The organism is Psychrobacter sp. SC65A.3, assembly GCF_025642195.1.
Taxonomy (GTDB): Bacteria; Pseudomonadota; Gammaproteobacteria; order Pseudomonadales; family Moraxellaceae; genus Psychrobacter; species Psychrobacter cryohalolentis.
In genome coordinates this window covers 1963435-1985571 of record NZ_CP106752.1, presented here as the reverse complement: position 1 = coordinate 1985571, position 22137 = coordinate 1963435, and the positions used below count along the sequence as shown (strand labels likewise).

The following is a 22137-nucleotide window of genomic DNA, read 5'->3' as shown; positions in this document are numbered from 1 at the left end:
GTGATATAAATAGGTATATAGGTATATAGGTATATAGGTATATAGGTATGAAGATTAGGATTTATTGATCAAAAGTTATAATGTACTGATAAGCCATAATAATCTGGCGATAAGTTGGTGGCGATATGCAGCTGGTCATCTTGATAGCTTTTCGTCAGATACATACTGCTCGCCATACCTAAGGCAGCGCCTGCCAATACATCGACAGCATCATGCTCATCGGCTTCAATGCGGCTATAAGCCACAAAACCTGCGCCAATATAGGCAGGAACACTATATTTTAGTCCATAGCGTTTATGAATAAAACTGGCACCCTGAAAGGCTCTTGAGGTATGACCAGATGGATAAGAATCATCATCGCTGCCATCTGGGCGCTCTTTACTAATCACAGATTTTAGGGCATAAGTGGCTGCAACATTAGTTGCAAATGAATAATAAAATTGCTCTCGTCCCTCTTTATCATCCATATAATAAGTGCTACCGTAAGCAACGGCTGGTATAGCGAAAGATAGAATGTCACCCGCCTTGTCGATATTATCGCTACTACTGGCTTGAGCTGGCATAGCGACAAGCAAGCTGCTCGATAATAAAAAACTACTGGGTAATAAAATGATAGCGGAAGCGTTTTTGCTGATCATTGCGGCAATCCTAAAGAGGGTTTATAGGGCAGATGAAGGAAAACCGCATTATACTACAACTGCTTGCTCCTAAATTCAGCGCTCACATATTTACAGGTCAGTTTTATAGCCGATATCTGTCTCAACTACATTTATGAATAATAACAACTGAATAAAACCTATCAAGGATAGAGTATGATTTATCAATATTTAGACAAAGTGCCTACATTCGCTGTACCCTTTAATGGTTGGGTTGCAGACTCAGCATGCGTGATAGGCGACGTGTATTTGGGTCATCAGTCAAGCGTCTGGTTTGGGGCAGTGATTCGTGGCGACAATGAACGCATCCATATCGGTGACTATACTAACGTGCAAGAAAACAGTGTTATTCATACTGATGCTGGTATCGAGGTAAAAATCGGTAATCATGTCACCATTGGTCATTTAGCGATGCTGCATGGGTGCGAAGTCGGTGATAATAGCTTGATCGGCATTGGCGCGGTCATCTTGAATAATGCCAAAATCGGCAAAAACTGTATTATCGGTGCCAAAGCCTTGGTCACCGAAGGCAAAGAGATACCAGATAATTCTCTCGTTGTGGGCGCTCCTGCAACAGTGGTCAAAACTTTGACTGATGAACAGGCAGTCATGATGAAACTGTCAGCGCTACACTATAGCGATCGTTGTCAGAAGTTTAAAACGGGTCTTAGAGAGATTGAGCAACCAGAATAAATTGCTAATGAACAATCACTAATCAACAGTTACTAACGACCGATTACTATTAATTATTACTAATTGTCATTAATGAGTATTTTATTATGAGCACGCCAAGCATTGTCAGCCAGACTGTCTCACGCACGTTAGCGCTATTTGATTTAGACCATACTTTGCTCGATGTCGATAGCGACTACTTATGGGGCGAATATATCGTCAAGCATAATCTTGTCGACGAAGCCGAGTATCGCACTGCCAACCAGAAATTTTATAATGATTATATTGAAGGTACGCTTGATGCGACGGAATATAACGAGTTTGTGGCACAGTTTTTAAGCAGCTTACCAATGGATAGGTTGCATGAGCTGCGAGAAGATTATATTAAAAGTGAAATCGAGCCGCACATTCGCCCAAAAGCGATGGAAGTCCTGTGTCAACATGTTGAAGCAGGTCACGATGTGGTGATTATTTCAGCGACCAATGACTTTGTCGTTTCGGCGATTGCTAAGCGTTTTGGGATTGAAGACGGCAATGTGATCTCAACGCCTCTTGAGATAAAAGATGAGCGCTATACGGGTAAATTGACTGATAAGCCAAACTTTAAAGAAGGTAAAATTTATCATTTGGATAAATGGATTGGCAAACAGCAACTGGCAGGTATTAATTTTGACAAGACTTATGCTTATTCAGACTCCAAAAATGATATTCCTTTACTAGAGTGGGCAGATGTGGCGATTTGTGTATCGCCTGATGATGCGCTACATGCCCATGCGTTGGCACACCACTGGGCGGTTGAGGATTGGTCGATTTAAAAGATGAAAATAGCGGCTAAAATTAGCCAAACATTTCACCCAAATCTCATTTAAAATAGCGCCATCGTATTTTTAAAACAGACAGGAACCCTTATGGAAATCAATCCGTATCAAGAACGAATTAAAGATTTATCAGAGCGTGGGCAGGACTTGCGGAGGTATCTTTGACTTCGATGGTAAGCAAGAACGCTTAGAAGAAGTCAATTTAGAGTTAGAAAATCCCGAGCTATGGAATGATCCAGAACGTGCGACCAAGATTAATAAAGAAAAAAGTCAGCTTGATGGTGTGATTGATGTGGTGGTGTCGCTTGAAACCACATTAGAAGATGCATCTGCCATGCTGGAGCTGGCGGTAGAAGCAGAGGATGAATCCTTACTGGCGGATGTGCAAGCCGAATTAGACAACGCTGAAAAGCGCGTTGCCGATTTAGAGTTTCGCCGGATGTTTAGCGGTGAGATGGACCCAAATAATTGCTACTTGGACATCCAGTCAGGTAGTGGAGGTACAGAGGCGCAAGATTGGGCAGAAATGCTACTGCGTATGTATACGCGCTGGGCGGAAGCGCATGGCTTTAAAGTGGACGTTATTGAAGTATCATCAGGTAGTGTCGCTGGTATCAAGTCGGCCACGATTGAGATTAAAGGGGATTATGCCTTTGGTTGGTTACGTACCGAAATCGGCGTCCATCGCTTAGTGCGTAAGTCACCATTTGATAGTAATAACGGTCGTCATACTTCATTTGCTGCCGTTTTTGTGTCGCCTGAAATTGATGATAATATTGAAATTGATATCAATCCAGCAGATTTGCGTATCGATACCTATCGCTCATCTGGCGCAGGTGGTCAGCATGTGAACACGACCGATTCTGCGGTACGTATCACCCATGAGCCAAGTGGCGTGGTGGTCACTTGTCAGAACGAGCGTAGCCAACATGGTAATAAAGCGACGGCGATGAAAATGCTGCGTGCCAAGCTTTATGAGCTTGAGATGCAAAAACGAATGGAATCTCAGCAAGCGGTCGAAGACGGTAAGTCAGACGTCGGTTGGGGCAGTCAAATTCGCTCTTATGTGCTTGATGATTCACGTATCAAAGACTTGCGTACTGGCGTTGAAACCTTTAACACTGGTGCGGTACTCGATGGCGACCTCGATCAATTTATCGAAGCGAGCCTAAAAGCGGGTCTATAAAGCTGGACTGTAAAAATAGAGTATAAAGACAGATTTAAAATATCAACCAACACTTAATTAAGGAAAATTATGCCAAGCGTTAATAATTATTTTGAAAACAAAGTGACTTCTATCGCCTTTCAAACCGCAACTAAGCCTGCTACTGTCGGTGTAATGGAAATTGGTGAATACGAATTTGGCACCAGCGAATTTGAAACCATGTCAGTCGTTAGCGGTGCCTTGACGGTCAAGCTGCCAGAGAGTGATGAGTGGCAAACCTTTAATGCTGGCGAGCAATTTACCATTGACGCCAACCAAAAGTTTCAAGTAAAAGTGGAAGTTGAGTCTGCTTATTTATGTACTTACGGTAAATAGCCATTTCACATATGAGTACAGTCGTCAAAAAAACGCCAAGCATTAACTTGGCGTTTTTTTGACGACTGTACTTTATTCTCCGACTAATTTCAAAAAATAAAACAAGCTAATACAATCTATAAGTTCTTACGGTATTGCACCATATCTGTTTGAGTGGCGATTGTGTCATAGAGTTTGCGCGCTGTGGTGTTTCCCTCTTGGGTTGTCCAATAAACGCGGTTGCAGTTTTGCTGGCGGGCAAACTCATAAACCTGTTCAATCAATGCACGTCCTACGCCGTGCCCGCGCACAGATTGATCCACGTATAAATCCTCTAAGTAGCAGCATTCAGTGCTATTCCAAGTATTGGGGTGTAGCACCACATGCGTGATACCTACCAACTTGTCGTCTTGCCAAGCACCAAAACCATAAATCGGCACATTACTATCGAGCAAACTGTGCCACGTTGCATTCGTCGTTTCTAATGGCAAGCTGCTCTCATAAAACGTCAGATAGCTTTGCCAGAGGCTTAACCAAGCATCGTAATCACTTTTAGATAATGGCATTATTTTTAAAGAGCCATTAGTTGGCTTTATAGGAGTGGCGTTTGTCATATTGGTGGTGTCTTTAGTTAGTTTGTCTTAAATTATGCCTTAGCGCCCAAAATCTACAAGCCATTTATCGGTTTTATTTTACACAGCATTACACATTGTCCATGTCAAGTACACAGCAATGATAATGGCGATTAATTATGCTAAAACAACGATATTAGCAAATGAGTATTTTTTATGGCGAAGTCAAATCAACCAACCAATATACAAGATGTGCGCCATGATTATGAGCACTTGGCGAGCCTCGCAAACTTACGTTATGTCAGCGATACCGATCCTGGATATGGGCGTCGGCGTTCTGGGCGTGGCTTTACTTATCGAGATGCCACTGGCAAAACGGTCAAAGATAAAGCCTTGCGTCAGCGCTTTGATGCTTTAGTCATACCGCCGATGTGGTCAGAAGTTTGGATATGCCAAGATGATAAAGGCCATCTACAATCGACAGGTCGAGATGATAAAGCGCGTAAGCAGTATTTATATCATTCAGAGTGGGATCGGGTACGTGACCAAGCCAAGTTTAATGCCATGATAGGTTTTGCTGAAGCATTGCCCAATCTGCGTGCGCAAGTTGAAAAAGATTTAGAAGCCAAACCCTTATCACGTGACAATGTGTTGGCAGCAGTGGTCAAATTACTTGAGACCACTTTGATTCGTATCGGTAATAGTCGCTACGCCAAGCTCAATAAAAGTTATGGTTTGAGCACGTTACGCAGTAAGCATGTCAGCGAAACGGATACTGGACTGGCATTTGACTTTGTCGGTAAAAGTGCCAAAGAGCATCATATAGAATTGCAAGATGAGCGTTTGATTGACATCATCCAAGCGTGCTCTGAGCTGCCCGGTTATCAAGTATTCAAATACTTAGATGAAGAGGGCAATAAGCAAGTCGTTGATAGCGCTGATATCAATGATTATCTGCGTACGCATACCTGTGGTAACAAGTGTGAAAGTTATAGCGGCAATTTATACAGTGCAAAAGACTTTCGTACTTGGATGGCAAGTGTATTGGCAGCAAGCTACCTTTATGATGAGCTGCAAACCAAATCTGGTAAATTGATTTTAGCCAGTGCGCCTGATATTAAGGAGCGCCAGCAACTGGTGACCGATATGGTAAAAAGCGTCGCCGATGAGCTCGGCAATACCCCAACGGTCTGCCGATCCTCTTATATCAATCCTATTATTATTCAGCAGTTTTTAGCGGGGGAGTTTTTTGAGCCTTATAAACAAGCGCGCCGTGGACGTACCAAACGGCATCAAAGCTGTGAAGAGAAGGCGTTACTTGGGTTTTTGAGCGCGCTACAGTAAACCGTTACTAAGTAACTGTTTTTAGGGAATAATAAAAATGATACGTTATGTATTGAAATAAGTATAAAAATACGTTACTAATAGAGTATGTGCCATTTAAGATTTTTAAACAGTTGATCAAATATAGCTGTTTTACGATTTATTCTATTATTTCTAACTCTCTGATTTTGTCAGTGATTCTCGATTGCTAAAGGATTAGCTTATGAATACCTCTCCTTCAAGTACTACATCTTTAAACACCCCTTCAAATCATGCTGTAAATACCTCACAGGCGCTAACGAGTTATAGTGACTATTATCATAATTTTGATATGAATGCATTACTGACAGAGATATTTGGTAAAAATTTAGATGACCGTTTAAACGCCTATATGGCGTGCTGTGGTCGTCATGTACGTGACGGTCGCGGTGATAATATTGCGCTAGTTCATGAAGATACGGCTGGCAATGTCACGCGTATGAGCTTTGCTGAGCTTGATAAAGCAAGTGCACAGGTTGCCAGTTTACTACTTTCTTATGGCGTGCAAGCGGGTGACCAAGTGGCAACTATGTTACCGCGTACCCCTGAGTTACTCACCATTGTATTAGCCACTTGGCGGATTGGCGCAGTCTATCAACCGCTGTTTACCGCCTTTGGTTATGACTCGATTAAGTATCGAATGGACAAAGCCAATACTAAAGTTGTTTTTACCAATCAAGACAATCGTGGCAAGTTTGACGACTTGGCGAAGCAAACCAAAATGGTGCTGGTTGGTAGCAAAGTAGATGCGCAAAGCTGGGGTGATGATAGCTACGCTGAAAAGGTCGCAACGCAGTCGCAAACGGTAGACGCGGTTTCATTAAATACCGATGCACCCTTTCTGCAAATGTTTACCTCGGGTACGGTTGGTAAGTCAAAAGGCGTTAGTGTGCCACTAAGCGCACTTTCGGCTTTTTATCTGTATATGCGTTATGCAATTGACCTGCGCGCGGATGATAACTACTGGAATATGGCAGATCCAGGCTGGGCGTATGGGTTATATTACGCGATTACTGGGCCATTATTATTAGGTATTACTACCTATTTTAATGAAGCGGGCTTCGATGCTGCCAATACCCGCGACTTTATGGTACGCCATAAGATTAGCAATTTGGCGTCCTCGCCAACTGCATTTCGGATGATGAAATCGAGTGGCGTGTTTGAAGCTGCTCACAATGACAATAGTAATGATAATGAGGCTAAACTATCACTGCGCTGTGCCAATTCAGCAGGCGAGACCTTAAATACCGAAGTGGTCAACTGGGTTGAGACCTACTTAAACTGTAAAGTTTGTGATCAGTACGGACAGACAGAAACGGGTATGACCTGCTGTGAGCATCATGCGTTAGAGCATGAGTGCCCAGTTGGCTCGATGGGTATGGCGCTACCGGGGCATACACTCGTTGTGTTAGGTGATGATATGAACATATTACCTGACGGCGAGCAAGGACAGCTTGCCGTAGTGGTCAGTCAATCGCCCGCGTTTTATTTCCGTGGCTATAGCTGGAACGAAAAAGATGCCTTCGCTGATGACTATTATTTAACAGGTGACGTGGTCGAGCGTCATAGTGATGGCAGCTATTGGTTCTCAGGGCGTGATGATGACATTATCATTACCGCAGGTTACCGAGTTGGGCCAACCGATGTCGAAAACACAGTGCTTGAGCATGAGGCAGTCGCAGAGTCAGCGGCAGTTGGCGTGCCAGACGAAGTGCGTGGTCATACCATTAAGTCTTATGTGGTGCTAAAAGATGGTATCAAAGGCACAGACGAGATTGCTAAAGAGATTCAAGACTTGGTCCGCAGACGTCTATCAACTCACGCTTATCCACGTGAGGTTGAGTTTGTGAAAGAATTGCCAAAAACCCCAAGTGGTAAAATTCAGCGCTTTTTGCTGCGCAGTTTATCTGCGGCTTAATAAAGCAATGCATTTATATCGTCAGGTTAAGATAAAAATCGATAACTGATAAAAATAACAGTATAAATATTAATTAAAGGAAAAATTATGCAAATTGAACAACACAGCTTTTTGGTCACGGGCGGTGCGTCAGGTCTGGGTGAGTCGGTAGTGCGTGCTATCGTTGCTCAAGGCGGCAAGGTTGTCATTGCTGATCTTAATGAGTCGACGGGGCAAGCACTGGTTGATGAATTGGGTGACCATGCTCGTTTTGTACGCTGTGATGTGACCAGTGGCGACGAGGTACAAGCGGCTGTTGATATGGCTGAAAGCGAATTTGGTGGTCTGCAGGGGTCGATTAATTGTGCTGGTATCGCTGTCGTACAGAAGCTCTTAGACCGTGAAAACAATCCGGCAGATCTCGATACTTTTAGTCGCGGCGTCAATATTAATCTTGTCGGTTCTTTTAATGTTGCGCGTTTGGTGGCAGCCAGTATTGCGAAGCGTGTAGCTAATGCCAATAACGCAGACAGCTCCGTAGAGAAGAACGCTGACAACGGCATCATTATTAATACGGCTTCTATCGCTGCCTTTGATGGGCAAGTAGGGCAAGGGAGTTATGCTTCATCTAAAGCTGGCGTCGTTGGTATGATGTTGCCGCTCGCACGTGAGCTGACTCGTCATGGTATCCGTGTCATGACTATCGCGCCTGGGGTATTTGCAACGCCTATGATGCAAAGTCTGCCTGAAAAGGCGCGCGAGCAACTAGAGGCTGCGGTACCGTATCCTAAACGCTTGGGTAATCCTAACGAGTTTGCCAAATTGGTCATGCACATCATTGATAATGCCTATCTCAATGGCGAAGTGATTCGTTTGGATGGCGCGATTCGTATGGTGTAATAGAATTCTAAGAATTTAATGTCGCAGTTTTAAGTCTCATTCGTACAACTCGCACAACGCTTGGCATGGTTTTTTGCTATAGTTGATCCACTTTTAAAAGAGTACGGAACTACTGGGGTTCATTATTTGCAGCCTCTGTCTGCGTAGGCACAGCAAGCAAGAAAAATTAACCCCAGTAGTGATTGATAATATTTGTATTTCTTTTATTAAGGACTGATTATATCTTATAGATAATAATTTTATTTATTAATAATAAGAAGTAATACCATGCCATTTTTTCGTGCAGATTTTAGTCAGTATCTTGTTTGGTTAGTAAGCGCAATAAGTCTTAGCATTGTGACTCTCATGAGTACCAATGCCGCGTCAAACATACAAAATAATTCAAAATCTACCCCCTCTATTCCTGATACTGCCATTATCGACAAAGTCTTCGTTGATAAATCAGCGCGTGTTCTACAATTATTAAGTGGTGACACTGTTATCAAGTCTTATCATATAGCGCTTGGTGGCAATCCTATTGGTCACAAGCAGGAGCAGGGTGATAAGCGTACCCCGTCAAGTTCTTATACACTCGATTATAAGAATGAAAAATCCAAATTTTATCGCTCTATTCACATAAGTTATCCTAATGCGGTTGATAAGGCACATGCTAAGAAGATGGGCGTCAATCCGGGCGGTGATATTATGATTCATGGTCAAAAGAACGGTTCTGGACATCTGGCTTCGGTCAATCAATTACGCGATTGGACCGAGGGCTGTATTGCCGTCACTGATGAAGAGATGGACGAAATCATGGCGATGGTCAAGGTCGGTACCGCTATTGAAATCGTAGAATGAAAATCTTAAATAAGCGGTATCCGTAGATGCATTTTTTTCTAAAATTGAATGAATTATATATTGAGTGTAATCACGATTTAGTGACTTTATTTCAAGCAATTAATATCATTACTATTAATAAGGTTTTAGTGCTGAGTAGGTTGAAATTCCTCTCTATATACCGCATATATAAAGGCAGACGAAGGCAAGTAAACAGCATAAGTTTGCTGCCTGATGATATATAAATGATAAAAGGATACTACTATGAGATTTGAGAAATTTACCCAAAAACTGCAATCTGCCATTCAAGAAGCACAAAGTTTGGCGTTAGGGCGTGACCATACGGGAATAGACCCTGTGCATTTGCTAGCAGTCTTGCTACAAGATGAGTCTAATTTGTCTATCTGCCAACAAGCGGGCGCGTCTATCCCTGCGCTAAAAAATGGCGTGGCAAAGGCGCTGGACAACCAAGCAACGATTAGTGAGCCAACAGGAGACGTTAATCTAAACCCAAATTCAGTCAAAATTCTGAACTTGGCAGACCGCCAAGCACAAAAAGAAGGTGATGATTTTATCGCCACCGAATGGGTAATGTTGGCACTGGCTGAACAAGGCGATACCAAAAAGATATTTGAAAGTGCGGGCGTTACAGCCAATAAATTGAAAGCCGTGATTGAGCAATTACGCGGTGACGATACCGTGAATAATCAAAATGCTGAAGATCAGCGTGATGCCCTCAATAAATATACGATTAACTTAACGGAGCAAGCAGAGCTAGGTAAGCTTGATCCTGTGATTGGTCGTGATGAAGAGATTCGCCGTACCATTCAAGTACTGTCTCGACGTACCAAAAACAACCCTGTGCTCATTGGTGAGCCAGGTGTTGGTAAAACGGCCATTGTAGAAGGTTTGGCTCAAAAAATTATCAATGGTGATGTACCAGAAGGTTTACGTCGCAAAGAAGTGCTGTCGTTGGACTTGGGTGCGTTGATTGCTGGGGCAAAATTCCGTGGTGAGTTTGAAGAGCGACTTAAAGCGGTACTTAGCGACTTATCGAAGCAAGAAGGTAACGTCATCTTATTTATCGATGAGCTACATACCCTAGTCGGTGCGGGTAAAGCAGATGGCGCGATGGACGCTGGTAATATGCTCAAACCAGCGCTTGCTCGTGGTGAGTTGCACTGCGTCGGTGCCACGACTTTAGATGAATATCGTAAGTATATTGAAAAAGATGCGGCGCTTGAGCGTCGTTTCCAAAAAGTATTGGTTGATGAGCCAACGGTCGAAGACACCATTGCGATATTGCGTGGTCTCAAAGAGCGCTATGAGCTTCATCATGGGGTCGATATTCAAGACAGTGCCATCATCGCTGCTGCTCGTATGAGTCATCGTTATATCACTGATCGCAAGTTACCGGATAAGGCGATTGACTTGATTGATGAAGCTGCCAGTCGCTTACGTATGGAGATGGACAGCAAACCTGAATCGCTTGGCAAACTCGATAGTCGTCTGATTCAGCTAAAAATGCAGCGCGAAGTACTCAAAAATGAAGAAGATGCTGGCGCGCAAGCAGAGCGTAAAGTGCTTGATGCACAAATTGAAGAGTTAGAGAAAGAATACGCTGATCTTAATGAGATTTGGCAAGCAGAAAAAGCTTTGGTCAAAGGCAGTCAGCAGCTAAAAGACGAGCTGGACAAAGCGCGTATTGCTTATGATAAAGCCAGTCGTGAAGGCGATTATGAGACCATGAGTAAGCTACAATACGAGACGATTCCGCAGTTAGAGCGCCGTATCCATGAGTCTGACTTGGCAGAGCAAAAAGAGCAGACTGGTGAAAATAGTGGTGTAAAATTGCTGCGTAACAAAGTCACGGATAATGAAATCGCCGAAGTTGTTGCTGCAGCAACGGGTATTCCAGTCAGTAAAATGATGCAAGGCGAACGTGATAAGATGCTGGCAATGGAAGAAAAACTCCATGAGCGCGTTATCGGTCAAGATGAAGCAGTTGAAGCGGTAGCCAATGCAGTACGTCGTAGTCGTGCTGGCTTGTCAGATCCGAATCGTCCTTCTGGTTCATTCTTATTCTTAGGACCTACGGGTGTTGGTAAGACTGAGTTAACAAAGTCGTTAGCAAACTTCTTATTCGATAGTGAGGATGCAATTGTTCGTATCGACATGAGTGAGTATATGGAGAAGCACAGTGTCAGCCGCTTGGTTGGTGCGCCTCCAGGATACGTCGGTTACGAAGAAGGTGGTGCCTTGACTGAAGCGGTACGCCGTAAACCTTATAGTGTGATTTTGTTTGATGAAGTTGAAAAAGCGCATCCTGATGTGTTCAATATCTTGCTACAAGTGTTGGATGATGGTCGTTTGACCGATTCACAAGGTCGCGTGGTGGATTTTAAAAACACGGTCATCATTATGACCAGTAACTTGGGCTCGCATAAAATCCAAGAAATGGTCGGCGAGAGCTACGAGGATATCAAAGCAGAAGTGATGGATTCAGTTGGGCAGCATTTCCGTCCAGAGTTTGTCAACCGTATCGATGAGATCGTGGTATTCCATCCACTAGGTATGTCGCAGATGGCAGGTATTGCTGCGATTCAGTTAAACCGCTTACGTCAGCGTTTATATGAGCGTGAGTTAGATATCGAGTTATCAGCAGAAGCGATGAATAAGCTGGTTGCGGTTGGTTATGATCCTGTTTATGGCGCGCGTCCACTCAAGCGTGCCATTCAGCAAGAGATTGAAAACCCATTGTCATTGAAGCTGCTGGCGGGTGACTTTGTTGCTGGTGATATCATCAAAGTCGATGTCGGTGTGGATGATAAGCTGACATTTGATAAGCTTAGAATGAGCTAATCGTTCATTTTAGCCCTTGATCCGAAAATAAGCCCCTTATTTGCCCATTTTTTATACAGGCAAGTAAGGGGTTTTTACTTTGTGCGCCATCATTATTTTTACTCTTGCCCTACTTAGATTATGTTATAAATAATCTAAGCTCTAATTATATAAATATAAAATTTATGGAGATAAAAGAATGATAATAATAAATAGGCAGTATATGAGTAAACCATTAACGTTACCGATAATTATCACAGCATTACTGTTTAGTACTTCTGCTTGTTCCAATCAATCTGCCACTGATACCAATGCCGATCTGGCAAAATATCAAGAAGCTGAAACCTCAGTAGCAGATGTTGCAAGTACGGACAAACCTGCCTTTACCACAAAAGACGTTGCCACCTTTGATGAGCCATGGGCAATGACTGCATTACCAAAAGTTGATAATAAACCATTAAGACTACTCGTAACACAAAAGACAGGTGAGTTATTTATAGTCAATGCAGCGACTGGTGCTAAGACAGCCGTCGTGGGCATACCTAAAGTCGCTTATGGCGGGCAAGGCGGTCTTGGCGATATTATTCTTGCACCGGATTTTACCACTTCTAGCTATGTATATATCAGCTACGTAGAGGCAGGCAAAGGGGTTGATAATAATAAATTTGGTGCAAAAGTCATCAAAGCCAAGCTGTCAGGTTTGGATACTGATAAGCCAAGTTTGCGGGAGATTGCTCCAATTTGGCAGCAGATGCCAAAGGTAGACGGGCAAGGGCATTACAGTCATCGCTTAGTATTTTCTCCTGATGGGCAATATTTGTATATTAGCTCAGGCGAACGTCAAGAAAAAACCCCTGCTCAAGACATGACTGTCAATTTGGGCAAAATAATACGGTTAAATACTGACGGCTCGATGCCAATGGACAATCCATTTGTGAGTAATAATGACATCGCTGCTCAATTTTGGAGCATAGGACATCGTAATGTACTCGGGATGGCATTCGATAGTAAAGAGCAGTTGTGGGCGCATGAAATGGGTCCACGAGGTGGTGATGAGTTCAATCTGATTGAAAAAGGTAAGAATTACGGCTGGCCAATCGTATCAAATGGTCGCAATTATTCTGGTGTGGATATTCCTGATCACAGTACGCGTCCTGAGCTTGAAGCACCCAAAATCACATGGACACCAGTCATATCCCCTTCATCAATAAGTATGTATTCGACTGGTAAGCACAATGATTTTCCGGCGTGGCAAGGTAATGCGCTGATCAGTGGTTTATCCTCCAAAGCGCTGATAGTTGTTAATTTCGATGAAAATAATGGTGCGACTGAGCGCTATCGCTATGATATGGGCGAGCGTATTCGTAGTGTACTGGTTGCAGATGGGCAGGTTTGGGCGCTTGAAGATGGTAATGATGGGCGATTACTGAGACTATCGCCTAAGTAGGATCGTGCTAAAGTTGTTTTTATTTGTATAGTTATTTAGTTATTCTAAAAAAAATTATTAATTTATTTAGAAAAAATTAAGGGTTTTATCAAGTTTTAATTTGTAATTGATTGATACTTAAAGCCTATTTTGTTAAGGTGATGTTCCTTAAATTTTGAGACTTGCACATGGAAGAAGTAAAAGTAGGCAGATTAGGCCCTTTTCCACGGGTGAGTAAACCTGTGTTTATTACCTCAACACTGTTGATTGTTGGATTCATTATTTTCGGTGCACTTTTCACTGAAACAGCAGGGGCTCTCTTTAGTTTTTTACAAAATTTTATTACCGATAAATTCGGCTGGCTGTTTATTCTCTTAGTTAATGCGGCGCTTGCACTTTGTATTTACTTAGCAATGAGTCGCTATGGTGACATTCGGCTAGGCAATCAGACGGAGCGACCACAGTACAATCTGTTTTCGTGGATTGGCATGTTGTTTTCCGCAGGTATTGGTATTGGCCTAGTTTATTGGGGCACAGCGGAGCCGTTGTATCATTTCATGGCACCACCAATGAGCGATGCCGAAACGGTTGCAGCAGCAAAGCAAGCGATGAACATCTCATTTATGCATTGGGGTCTACACGCTTGGGCGATCTATACGATTGTGGCGCTATCTTTAGCGTATTTTCATTTCCGCCGCGGTCTGCCCTTATCGATTCGATCAACTCTATACCCTATACTCGGTAAACGAATCTATGGTCGATGGGGACATACTGTCGATATCTTGGCCGTATTTGGTACGATGTTTGGCGTGGTCACCTCACTAGGGCTAGGAGTGCTGCAGATCAACTCCGGACTCGAAAAGCTATTTGGTACACCTAATAGTCTCACTGTACAGTTTGGTTTGATTGCTTTCATCACAGGGCTTGCAGCCATTTCCGTTATGATGGGTTTAGATAAAGGTATTAAGCGACTTAGTGACATTAACATTGGATTCACGATCGTCTTATTGGCGTTTATGGTCATTTTAGGACCGACACTCTTTATCTTTGATAGCTTTATTGAAAACATCGGAAACTATCTGACCGTGATTGTGCCTCTAGGTACATGGGGCGAGTCTTATAGTGGGACAGATTGGCAGAGTAGTTGGACGATATTTTATTGGGCATGGTGGGTCAGTTGGGCACCATTCGTTGGTATCTTTATTGCCCGTATCTCTCGTGGTCGTACCATTCGTGAATTTACGCTTGGGGTATTACTGATCCCAATGCTTATTTTGTTCTTCTGGTTTACGACCTTTGGCGGCGTTGCTGTTCATATGGAACTTGCCTCTGCTGTGTCAGGTATTAGCCCAGGATTGGTTGAAGCGGTACAAGCAGATACCGGTAGTGCGATCTTTAAATTGGTTGAATACTATCCATTGGCAAAACCGATTACGCTACTGATCGTCGTTATGATTATGCTTTGGTTTGTGACGTCATCAGACTCGGCCAGTTTTGTTATCGATATGCTGACAGCTGGTGGTGATACCAATCCACCAAAAATTCAGCGTTTGTTTTGGGCAACTACAGAAGGCGTTATCGCTGCTATACTACTAGCGGCTGGTGGGCTGTCTGCTTTGCAGGCCGCTGCTATCGTAGCAGGACTACCGTTTGCCTTAGTGATTTTTGTCATGATGTACGCGTTGTTACGTGGTCTTAGCCGCGATCGTCTGATTCTATATCGAGCTCAGCAGAATTTTATTACTGATGAATCGGCAGATCACAACTCGGCTAATGAGTTCGTCGACGAGCATTTGTTGAAAGGCCCACCTAAAATTGTAAAGGGTGATTAATCAACGCGATGCTGATTAATAGTCATGAATTAGGGCTTAGATAAGCAACCTGTGATTAAGCGAAGAAAGATCAAGAGTGTGCTGACAGTCGTTTCAATCAATGATTGACAGCTCACTATATCTGTTTTTTATTTATTAAAAAACGATAAAATACTTGTAATATCAAATCCTAAGATGCATGGTTATCTTAGGATTTTTTTATTTGTTGACCAATAGCAAGGTTATAAAGTGTCTGATTCGATTTGATAGTTGTGTAATATCTTGTTAAGGTGAGCCCCTTCAAAAACTGAGACGACTAAATGGATCATGTAAAAGTTGGCCGCTTAGGCCCTTTTCCACGGGTAAGTAAACCTGTGTTCTTAACTTCAGCGCTATTGATTTTGGCATTTATTATATTTGGTACTTTTTTTAATGAGCAAGCTGAACTGGTATTTGGTCATGCCAAAGCATTCGTGTCTTTGCGCTTTGGCTGGTTCTTCATTGTGGTGGTCAATTTAACGCTGGTGATGAGTATTTACATGATATTCAGTCGCTATGGCGATATCAGACTTGGTCATCAGAACGAAAAACCCGAGTATAATATAGTCTCTTGGATTGGTATGCTGTTTTCAGCTGGCATCGGTATTGGACTGCTCTATTGGGGCACCGCTGAACCCTTGTATCATTTTATGGCGCCGCCATTGGGAGAGCCCGAAACGATCGCCGCCGCCAAGCAAGCGATGAATATCTCGTTCCTGCATTATGGCTTACATGTGTGGGCGCTCTACGGCATGGTTGCTTTGTCATTGGCTTATTTTCACTACCGAGTGGGCTTACCACTAGCAATCCGCTCGACACTTTATCCTATATTGGGTAAGAAAATCTATGGCGGTTGGGGTCATACGGTCGATACGCTAGCAGTGTTTGGGACGATGTTTGGGGTAGTGACAACGTTAGGTCTTGGGGTGTTACAGATTAACTCAGGTCTTGAGACGTTATTTGGTATTCCCAATAATATTACAGTGCAAATTATGTTGATTGCCTTTATCACTATGCTGGCAGGACTGTCTCTATTTATGGGACTCGATAAAGGGATTAAGCGCTTAAGCGATACCAATATATTATTTACTGTGATATTACTCAGTTTTGTGATTATTTTAGGACCGACTCAGTTTATCTTTAATAGTTTTGTAGAAAATATCGGTAATTACTTACATGAGATTGTACCACTAGGTCTTTGGACAGAATCTTATAACGGTGAAGAAAATTGGCAAGCCTCATGGACGATTTTCTATTGGGCATGGTGGATAAGTTGGTCGCCTTTTGTTGGGGTGTTCGTGGCTCGTATCTCTCGTGGTCGTACGATTCGTGAATTCATATTGGGAGTGTTGTTGATTCCTATTACCATATTGTTCTTATGGTTTACCGCTTTTGGTGGTTCAGCCGTTAATATGGAGCTAATGGCGGCGGCGGACCCCAATGTTATCAGTCCTGGCTTGATCGAGGCCGTCCAAGCAGATACTGGCAGTGCCATCTTTAAGTTGATGGAGTCTTATCCGCTAACATCGGCTATGAACTTGCTCATCGTGGTAATGATTGTTCTTTGGTTTGTCACGTCATCGGATTCAGCCAGTTTCGTCATTGATATGTTGACCTCAGGTGGCGATGCTAATCCACCGAAAATTCAGCGCTTATTTTGGGCGGGTACCGAAGGTATCATCGCAGCGGTACTATTGGCAGCAGGTGGCTTGAGTGCACTACAAGCGGCTTCCATTGTGTCAGGTTTTCCTTTTGCGATAGTGATAGTCGTAATGATGTATTCGCTACTACGTGGCTTAAGTCGTGACCGTTTGATATTGTATCGCAATCAGCAATGGTTTATCACCGAGGAATCTGCTGAGCACAATTCAGCCAATGAATTTCGTGATGAAGACTTGCTTACAGGTCCGCCTGATATTGAAAAGCCTGAAGGTTAAGAGTTTTTTAGACAATGTTTAAATAATACTTAAGCTGAAAAATAACTCAAAAAGCCCCAGCTTTATTATAAGTTGGGGCTTTTTCATTTCTACGGATATATCTATAGTCAATCCACTATGAATCAAACATAATGCTACTGGGATAAGTTTTGCGTCGCCTCTGTCTGCGCAGGCACAGCAAGCAAGAAAAATTTATACCAGTAGCGCGTTATAATATTTGTACTTATTTTATTTAGGACTGACTATATTATGATGAAAAGTATTTGATTAGAGTTACCAGAGGTAGGATGTAAACTACACACATTGTCCTTTTACATAACCGACTGCAGAGGTAGTACCACATGCTGAACAGGCGTTGCCCGCAGTACGATAACTGACACCTGATTGGTTTTTTACAGTGACACAGACAGGATCATACTGTGCGGTACACATGGTTTGCTCAGGATTAAAGGGTGGGCATTTATTGAAAGGATTGTTAATTGAGCCTTGATTACTGCTAGCACTGTGGTCTTTGTTGTTTTCAGTGCTATGAATAGGCGGCTCAGAATGGGTGCTGATTGGAAGATTATTACAACCAGATAATGTGATGGCTACTGAGAGCCCTAGTATTGACAGCCACGGTTTAGATAAATGATTCATAATGATGTTTCCTTATAAATAGCGCTCGATAACTTCCTGTTATCAACAGTCAACGACAACTATATCAGAAATAGAATGATACAAATGGATAGTAACTTATTTAGGGGAAGTCATCCACCACATCATATGATAAGTACAAAATAAAATCGAGAAAATTATACATGTATATATAGTCAGGGAAAAGTAATATCGATACATCAAGTACTGCTGATATTAATTTTTCTTGCTTGCTGTGCCTACGCAGACAGAGGCTGCAAAAAATTCATACCAGCAGCACTGTAGCGTTTTTGAGATATTTTAACTATAGCTATACTACTGCTATGAATTTTGCTCAATGCGTGAGAAAAGCTGCAAAAACTTCATAGCAATAGCATTGTTGGCTTTAATGGCTTTCTATCATTTACAAGCAAATAAAAACCCCAAGCTTAATAGTAAGCTTAGGGTTTTTATTTGCTCAAAGATAATTTCTGCCACTAAAGATGCCCAGATAAATATCTTTAACCAAGCATAACCGTTTTATTTAGCAGGCTTATCATCTTGATTAAGCTGAATGTATTTATCAAAGTTCTGCGCATAATCAGTCAAGTTGTCGCTCAGCATTTGGCGATATTGTTTGGTATAAAATTCGACAATATCATCCTTTTCTTTGGCAAAATCATCACCCTTTACAAAGCCGATCGAGGCGACCGATGCGCTATAACGTGCTGCGGCATAAAGCAGTGACGCACCTACTTGACCTGAGTGCGCCTCAGGACCTAATTGACTGTTTGCTACACCAATAATGGCATCAGCACGTTGATAAAACGATTGCATTTCAGGGGTGATTTCAAGACTTGCATCAATCTCATTGTTTTGAGCATTCTCTTGAGACATAAACGACTCCTAATAATGGTAGGTAAATTTAAATGTATCACAGCAGTCTAATAACTGGATAAGATAATAGGTACAAAAAGGGTTTTAGCAAAAATTTTATAAGCCAGCATCCGCTTTTAAAATCTCAGCTTTGTCAGTTTTTTCCCACGTAAAGGCGGTTTCAGAACCTTGGCGACCAAAATGTCCAAAACTAGCGGTTTGCTGATACATCGGCTGCAATAAATTCAGCATACGGGTGATACCATACGGACGTAGGTCAAAATGCGTACGAATCAAGCTAATGATTTCATCGTTGCTAATTTTGTTAGTACCAAAAGTGTTAATCGAAATAGAAGTCGGTTCAGCAACGCCAATGGCATAGCTTACTTGTACTTCACAGCGATCGGCAATACCAGCAGCGACGATGTTTTTAGCCACGTAACGCACCGCATAAGCCGCACTGCGATCGACTTTTGAGGGATCTTTACCACTAAATGCGCCGCCACCGTGACGCGCCATACCGCCATAAGTATCAACAATAATCTTACGACCGGTCAGTCCTGCATCACCAACAGGACCACCGATGACGAATTTGCCAGTCGGGTTGATATGATAACGTGTACCAGCATGTAGTAGCTCTGCTGGGAGTACTTGTTTGATAATTGACTCCATGATCGCTTCTTGTAAATCGGCTTGCGAGATACTTGGATCATGCTGCGTAGATAAGACGACCGCGTCAATAGCAACAGGTTTATTGCCATCATATTTAAGCGTGACTTGTGCTTTGGCATCCGGACGTAACCAAGGTAATTCGCCTGCACGGCGCAGCTCCGACTGACGCTCCATCAAGCGATGAGCATACTCGATAGGGGCGGGCATCAATACTTCAGTCTCATTGCTAGCATAACCAAACATCAAACCTTGGTCACCAGCGCCTTGTTCTTCAGGGTCAGCGCGGTCAACACCTTGGGCAATCTCAGGCGATTGTTTACCAAGCATATTAATAACCGCACATGTCTCGCCATCAAAACCCAAGTCTGAATGATGATAACCAATGCCATTAACCGTATCACGCACGATGCGCTCAACGTCGATATTTGCCGTGGTGGTTATTTCACCTGCCAATACGACAGCGCCAGTTTTGACTAGGGTCTCACATGCCACGCGTGCATGTAAATCTTGCCGTAAGATGGCATCAAGGATAGCGTCTGAGATTTGATCAGCCATTTTGTCAGGATGACCTTCGCTCACAGATTCTGAGGTAAATAAGTTGTATTCGCGCATAATAGGATCGCTTAATTGAATCAATAAAGATAGGAAAAAGCATAACGTCAGGGCGCTGCTTTAATTAGTATTGGCCAAACAATGTATTGCTTGGTGTTTAATTGGTACTACTTAATTCACTTATTCATAAATGCATGTGTTATATAAATTTACATAAGGCACAGATTTCTATAAATCATATGGGGTCAGGCTAAGAGAGCGATAGCTTTACGTTGTACTATATCGAATTATTAACTGACAACGTGCTTGAAGCTGTCGCCAATCATACGTCTATCACCTGATTATCAGCAGGATCAAAAATATGACGTACTTGCCTAAAAATACGCTTATTCTAACTCGAAACGCAATAAAACTCTAGTAAGCTGCACTCGTTCTATTATAAGTAATGCTCAATCATGACATTATTATAATTTAGCATAAGTATATTGATCGATAGGCTTTACGATCATTATCATCTGCTCACGTCACAACTCTAAAAATACTGCTTTATCTTTAAACATACATTCGTCATAAACAGGACAAGCGCCGCATTTTGGGGTACGAGCTTGACAAGTATAGCGCCCATGCAAAATCAAGTAATGATGAGCATCAACGATAAAGTCATCGGGGATACGTTCGACCAGTTTGTGCTCAACGATTAAGACATTTTTGCCAGTGGCAAGTCCCGTACGATTACCCACTCGAAAGATATGGGTATCGACCGCCATCGTCGGCTGTCCAAAGGCTGTATTTAGAACTACATTCGCCGTCTTGCGCCCGACACCCGCTAGAGACTCTAAGTCTTTTCGGTTATCAGGGACGGTGCTATTAAATTTCTCAATCAAGTCACGGCAAGTTTTGATAACGTTTTTAGCTTTGGCATTAAACAAGCCGATATTCTTAATATAGGATTTCAAACCTTCTTCGCCTAAAGCGAGTATTGCCTCAGGCGTATTCGCCACCGGATAGAGCTGATTGGTGGCAATATTGACGCTGACATCAGTCGCCTGTGCTGATAATATGACTGCGATAAGCAGCTCAAAGTTACTCTTATAATTGAGCTCAGTCACTGGCTTATCAATCGTCGCCGCCAATTTCTCAAAAAATGGACGCACATCACGGTTGGGCATGCGCCTCGATGGCGGAGTATCAGCTGTTTTATGTTTGACGGTTTTACTCATGGTATTTTTACCATTATTTTGTTCATTGGTTATTCAAAGTGGATATTGGCTATTAAAGTTGTGCAAGCTCAGCTTTTAATTCATTCAATTCTGCTTGTTTGCTTTCATTGGGACGTACGCTAAGCTGCTTTTCTAACTTCTTAATTTTACTGCGCAGCTTTGCCGCTGCAATAGTGTTTTTTGCTTGAGCTTCACTGATATTTAACGACTGACTGGCGGCATTATTCAGTTTTGCCTCCACCATGCTGACCACGGGTCTACTATTGCTGCTATCCGCAAGTTGCTTGCTCACACGATTTAAATGGGTATGATAACGCTGTCTCAAATCCTCTTGCTCAAGGGTGCGCTCAGGTGTCGAAAGCGTGCGCTCAACTGTGACCAAATCGATGCAGTCAACAGGGCAGGGCGCTATACATAATTCACAGCCCGTGCATAAATCTGTAAAAATAGTATGCATATGCTTGCCAGTACCAACGATGGCATCAACAGGGCAGGCGGGAATACATTTGGTACAGCCAATGCAATCATCTTCACGAATAACGGCGCGCACTTCAACAGGCCGCTGAGAAGTACCATCTAGTGGCCATTTTGAAGGTTCAGCGCTTAGTATTGGCATATCAGCATCGATAATCTGCGCGATAGTATCCGCCACTGGCTGACCACCCGGTACACACTTATTATGTGGCTCACCATCCATCACGATAGCAACTGCATAAGGTAAGCAACCATCAGCATGGTCGCATAGACCGCACTGTGTTTGCGGTAGGCTGCCATCAATGCGCGCAATTTTTTCCTGAACATCAGCAGGCAATGTTTCTATCTTCAGCGAATCGAATAAGATTGGCAAATTGGTTAAACGGATATGATTGCTGTTTTTATTCATGGTGCTTTGCATTTAATGTAAAACCTTTATATCAGTGCTAGATGCTGATATTA

General features: G+C 42.7%; 19 protein-coding genes. 12 read left to right on the top strand and 7 right to left on the bottom strand.

What is annotated here, in order from left to right; translation table 11 throughout:
- Nucleotides 1-68: 68 nt before the first annotated feature.
- On the bottom strand, nt 69-638 hold the full coding sequence (locus tag OEG80_RS08345; protein ID WP_149408747.1) for a phosphatase PAP2 family protein: 570 nt from the start codon (nt 636-638) through the stop codon (nt 69-71).
- A 174-nt stretch (nt 639-812) separates the two neighbouring features.
- Here OEG80_RS08345 and OEG80_RS08340 point away from each other — a divergent pair, with 174 nt between their 5' ends.
- The 4 genes from OEG80_RS08340 (at nt 813) to ppnP (ending at nt 3686) form a co-directional block, all read left to right on the top strand.
- Entirely contained in the window at nt 813-1349 is a 537-nt protein-coding gene (locus OEG80_RS08340) for a gamma carbonic anhydrase family protein (RefSeq protein WP_149408746.1), read from the top strand.
- A gap of 86 nt (nt 1350-1435) precedes the next feature.
- The gene (locus tag OEG80_RS08335; protein WP_263240337.1) at nt 1436-2143 is read left to right on the top strand and encodes an HAD family hydrolase; all 708 of its coding nucleotides are present in this window, start codon (nt 1436-1438) and stop codon (nt 2141-2143) included.
- Between the two features lie 93 nt (nt 2144-2236).
- Nucleotides 2237-3332 (top strand): peptide chain release factor 2 gene (prfB, locus tag OEG80_RS08330; protein ID WP_149408744.1). Its coding sequence is split into 2 segments (ribosomal slippage): nt 2237-2308 and nt 2310-3332, totalling 1095 coding nucleotides; the frame shifts between segments, so codons are not numbered across the junction.
- Between the two features lie 69 nt (nt 3333-3401).
- Nucleotides 3402-3686 (top strand): pyrimidine/purine nucleoside phosphorylase, encoded by a 285-nt coding sequence (ppnP, locus tag OEG80_RS08325; RefSeq protein WP_020443118.1) that lies wholly within the window; start codon nt 3402-3404, stop codon nt 3684-3686.
- A gap of 116 nt (nt 3687-3802) precedes the next feature.
- Here ppnP and OEG80_RS08320 read toward each other — a convergent pair whose 3' ends face one another.
- On the bottom strand, nt 3803-4279 hold the full coding sequence (locus tag OEG80_RS08320; RefSeq protein WP_263240335.1) for a GNAT family N-acetyltransferase: 477 nt from the start codon (nt 4277-4279) through the stop codon (nt 3803-3805).
- Nucleotides 4280-4453: 174 nt separating this feature from the next.
- Between OEG80_RS08320 and OEG80_RS08315 the strand changes: the two genes are divergently transcribed.
- The 8 genes from OEG80_RS08315 (at nt 4454) to OEG80_RS08280 (ending at nt 17266) form a co-directional block, all read left to right on the top strand.
- Nucleotides 4454-5581: a DNA topoisomerase IB gene (locus OEG80_RS08315; RefSeq protein ID WP_263240333.1), complete on the top strand. Its 1128-nt coding sequence runs from the start codon at nt 4454-4456 to the stop codon at nt 5579-5581.
- Nucleotides 5582-5783: 202 nt separating this feature from the next.
- Nucleotides 5784-7517, top strand: coding sequence for an AMP-binding protein (locus tag OEG80_RS08310; protein ID WP_263240331.1), 1734 nt, complete (start codon nt 5784-5786; stop codon nt 7515-7517).
- A gap of 87 nt (nt 7518-7604) precedes the next feature.
- Nucleotides 7605-8396, top strand: a complete 792-nt coding sequence (locus OEG80_RS08305) for an SDR family NAD(P)-dependent oxidoreductase (protein ID WP_263240328.1) — start codon at nt 7605-7607, stop codon at nt 8394-8396.
- Nucleotides 8397-8741: 345 nt separating this feature from the next.
- Nucleotides 8742-9233 carry a L,D-transpeptidase family protein gene (locus tag OEG80_RS08300; RefSeq protein WP_262880823.1) on the top strand — a complete coding sequence of 164 codons (492 nt, stop codon included), beginning with the start codon at nt 8742-8744 and terminating at the stop codon, nt 9231-9233.
- A 243-nt stretch (nt 9234-9476) separates the two neighbouring features.
- A complete protein-coding gene (clpB, locus tag OEG80_RS08295) occupies nt 9477-12074 on the top strand; it encodes an ATP-dependent chaperone ClpB (RefSeq protein WP_133105347.1) in 2598 nt (865 codons plus the stop codon).
- A 202-nt stretch (nt 12075-12276) separates the two neighbouring features.
- Nucleotides 12277-13500: a PQQ-dependent sugar dehydrogenase gene (locus OEG80_RS08290; RefSeq protein WP_149408738.1), complete on the top strand. Its 1224-nt coding sequence runs from the start codon at nt 12277-12279 to the stop codon at nt 13498-13500.
- A 167-nt stretch (nt 13501-13667) separates the two neighbouring features.
- Nucleotides 13668-15311: a BCCT family transporter gene (locus OEG80_RS08285; RefSeq protein WP_149408737.1), complete on the top strand. Its 1644-nt coding sequence runs from the start codon at nt 13668-13670 to the stop codon at nt 15309-15311.
- 299 nt (nt 15312-15610) lie between these two features.
- The gene (locus tag OEG80_RS08280; protein WP_149408736.1) at nt 15611-17266 is read left to right on the top strand and encodes a BCCT family transporter; all 1656 of its coding nucleotides are present in this window, start codon (nt 15611-15613) and stop codon (nt 17264-17266) included.
- Between the two features lie 294 nt (nt 17267-17560).
- On the opposite strand, the gene OEG80_RS08275 is transcribed toward OEG80_RS08280, so the two are convergent.
- The 5 genes from OEG80_RS08275 to OEG80_RS08255 form a co-directional block, all read right to left on the bottom strand.
- A complete protein-coding gene (locus OEG80_RS08275) occupies nt 17561-17905 on the bottom strand; it encodes a hypothetical protein (protein ID WP_020443128.1) in 345 nt (114 codons plus the stop codon).
- 516 nt (nt 17906-18421) lie between these two features.
- Entirely contained in the window at nt 18422-18778 is a 357-nt protein-coding gene (locus OEG80_RS08270; protein ID WP_149408735.1) for a DUF3144 domain-containing protein, read from the bottom strand.
- A gap of 96 nt (nt 18779-18874) precedes the next feature.
- Nucleotides 18875-20041: a methionine adenosyltransferase gene (gene metK / locus OEG80_RS08265; RefSeq protein ID WP_133105351.1), complete on the bottom strand. Its 1167-nt coding sequence runs from the start codon at nt 20039-20041 to the stop codon at nt 18875-18877.
- A gap of 464 nt (nt 20042-20505) precedes the next feature.
- On the bottom strand, nt 20506-21201 hold the full coding sequence (nth, locus tag OEG80_RS08260) for an endonuclease III (protein ID WP_149408734.1): 696 nt from the start codon (nt 21199-21201) through the stop codon (nt 20506-20508).
- A 52-nt stretch (nt 21202-21253) separates the two neighbouring features.
- Nucleotides 21254-22096: an RnfABCDGE type electron transport complex subunit B gene (locus tag OEG80_RS08255; protein ID WP_149408733.1), complete on the bottom strand. Its 843-nt coding sequence runs from the start codon at nt 22094-22096 to the stop codon at nt 21254-21256.
- Nucleotides 22097-22137 lie beyond the last annotated feature (41 nt).

Excerpts from the sequence above, each read along its gene's own strand:
- OEG80_RS08335 (WP_263240337.1), top strand. The coding sequence starts at position 1,436 with ATGAGCACGCCAAGCATTGTCAGCCAGACTGTCTCACGCACGTTAGCG.
- metK (WP_133105351.1), bottom strand. The coding sequence starts at position 20,041 with ATGCGCGAATACAACTTATTTACCTCAGAATCTGTGAGCGAAGGTCAT.
- ppnP (WP_020443118.1), top strand. The coding sequence starts at position 3,402 with ATGCCAAGCGTTAATAATTATTTTGAAAACAAAGTGACTTCTATCGCC.
- OEG80_RS08300 (WP_262880823.1), top strand. The coding sequence starts at position 8,742 with ATGAGTACCAATGCCGCGTCAAACATACAAAATAATTCAAAATCTACC.
- OEG80_RS08315 (WP_263240333.1), top strand. The coding sequence starts at position 4,454 with ATGGCGAAGTCAAATCAACCAACCAATATACAAGATGTGCGCCATGAT.
- OEG80_RS08270 (WP_149408735.1), bottom strand. The coding sequence starts at position 18,778 with ATGTCTCAAGAGAATGCTCAAAACAATGAGATTGATGCAAGTCTTGAA.
- OEG80_RS08290 (WP_149408738.1), top strand. The coding sequence starts at position 12,277 with ATGAGTAAACCATTAACGTTACCGATAATTATCACAGCATTACTGTTT.
- OEG80_RS08255 (WP_149408733.1), bottom strand. The coding sequence starts at position 22,096 with ATGCAAAGCACCATGAATAAAAACAGCAATCATATCCGTTTAACCAAT.
- OEG80_RS08310 (WP_263240331.1), top strand. The coding sequence starts at position 5,784 with ATGAATACCTCTCCTTCAAGTACTACATCTTTAAACACCCCTTCAAAT.
- OEG80_RS08320 (WP_263240335.1), bottom strand. The coding sequence starts at position 4,279 with ATGACAAACGCCACTCCTATAAAGCCAACTAATGGCTCTTTAAAAATA.
- OEG80_RS08305 (WP_263240328.1), top strand. The coding sequence starts at position 7,605 with ATGCAAATTGAACAACACAGCTTTTTGGTCACGGGCGGTGCGTCAGGT.
- clpB (WP_133105347.1), top strand. The coding sequence starts at position 9,477 with ATGAGATTTGAGAAATTTACCCAAAAACTGCAATCTGCCATTCAAGAA.
- nth (WP_149408734.1), bottom strand. The coding sequence starts at position 21,201 with ATGAGTAAAACCGTCAAACATAAAACAGCTGATACTCCGCCATCGAGG.
- OEG80_RS08280 (WP_149408736.1), top strand. The coding sequence starts at position 15,611 with ATGGATCATGTAAAAGTTGGCCGCTTAGGCCCTTTTCCACGGGTAAGT.
- OEG80_RS08345 (WP_149408747.1), bottom strand. The coding sequence starts at position 638 with ATGATCAGCAAAAACGCTTCCGCTATCATTTTATTACCCAGTAGTTTT.
- OEG80_RS08340 (WP_149408746.1), top strand. The coding sequence starts at position 813 with ATGATTTATCAATATTTAGACAAAGTGCCTACATTCGCTGTACCCTTT.
- OEG80_RS08275 (WP_020443128.1), bottom strand. The coding sequence starts at position 17,905 with ATGAATCATTTATCTAAACCGTGGCTGTCAATACTAGGGCTCTCAGTA.
- OEG80_RS08285 (WP_149408737.1), top strand. The coding sequence starts at position 13,668 with ATGGAAGAAGTAAAAGTAGGCAGATTAGGCCCTTTTCCACGGGTGAGT.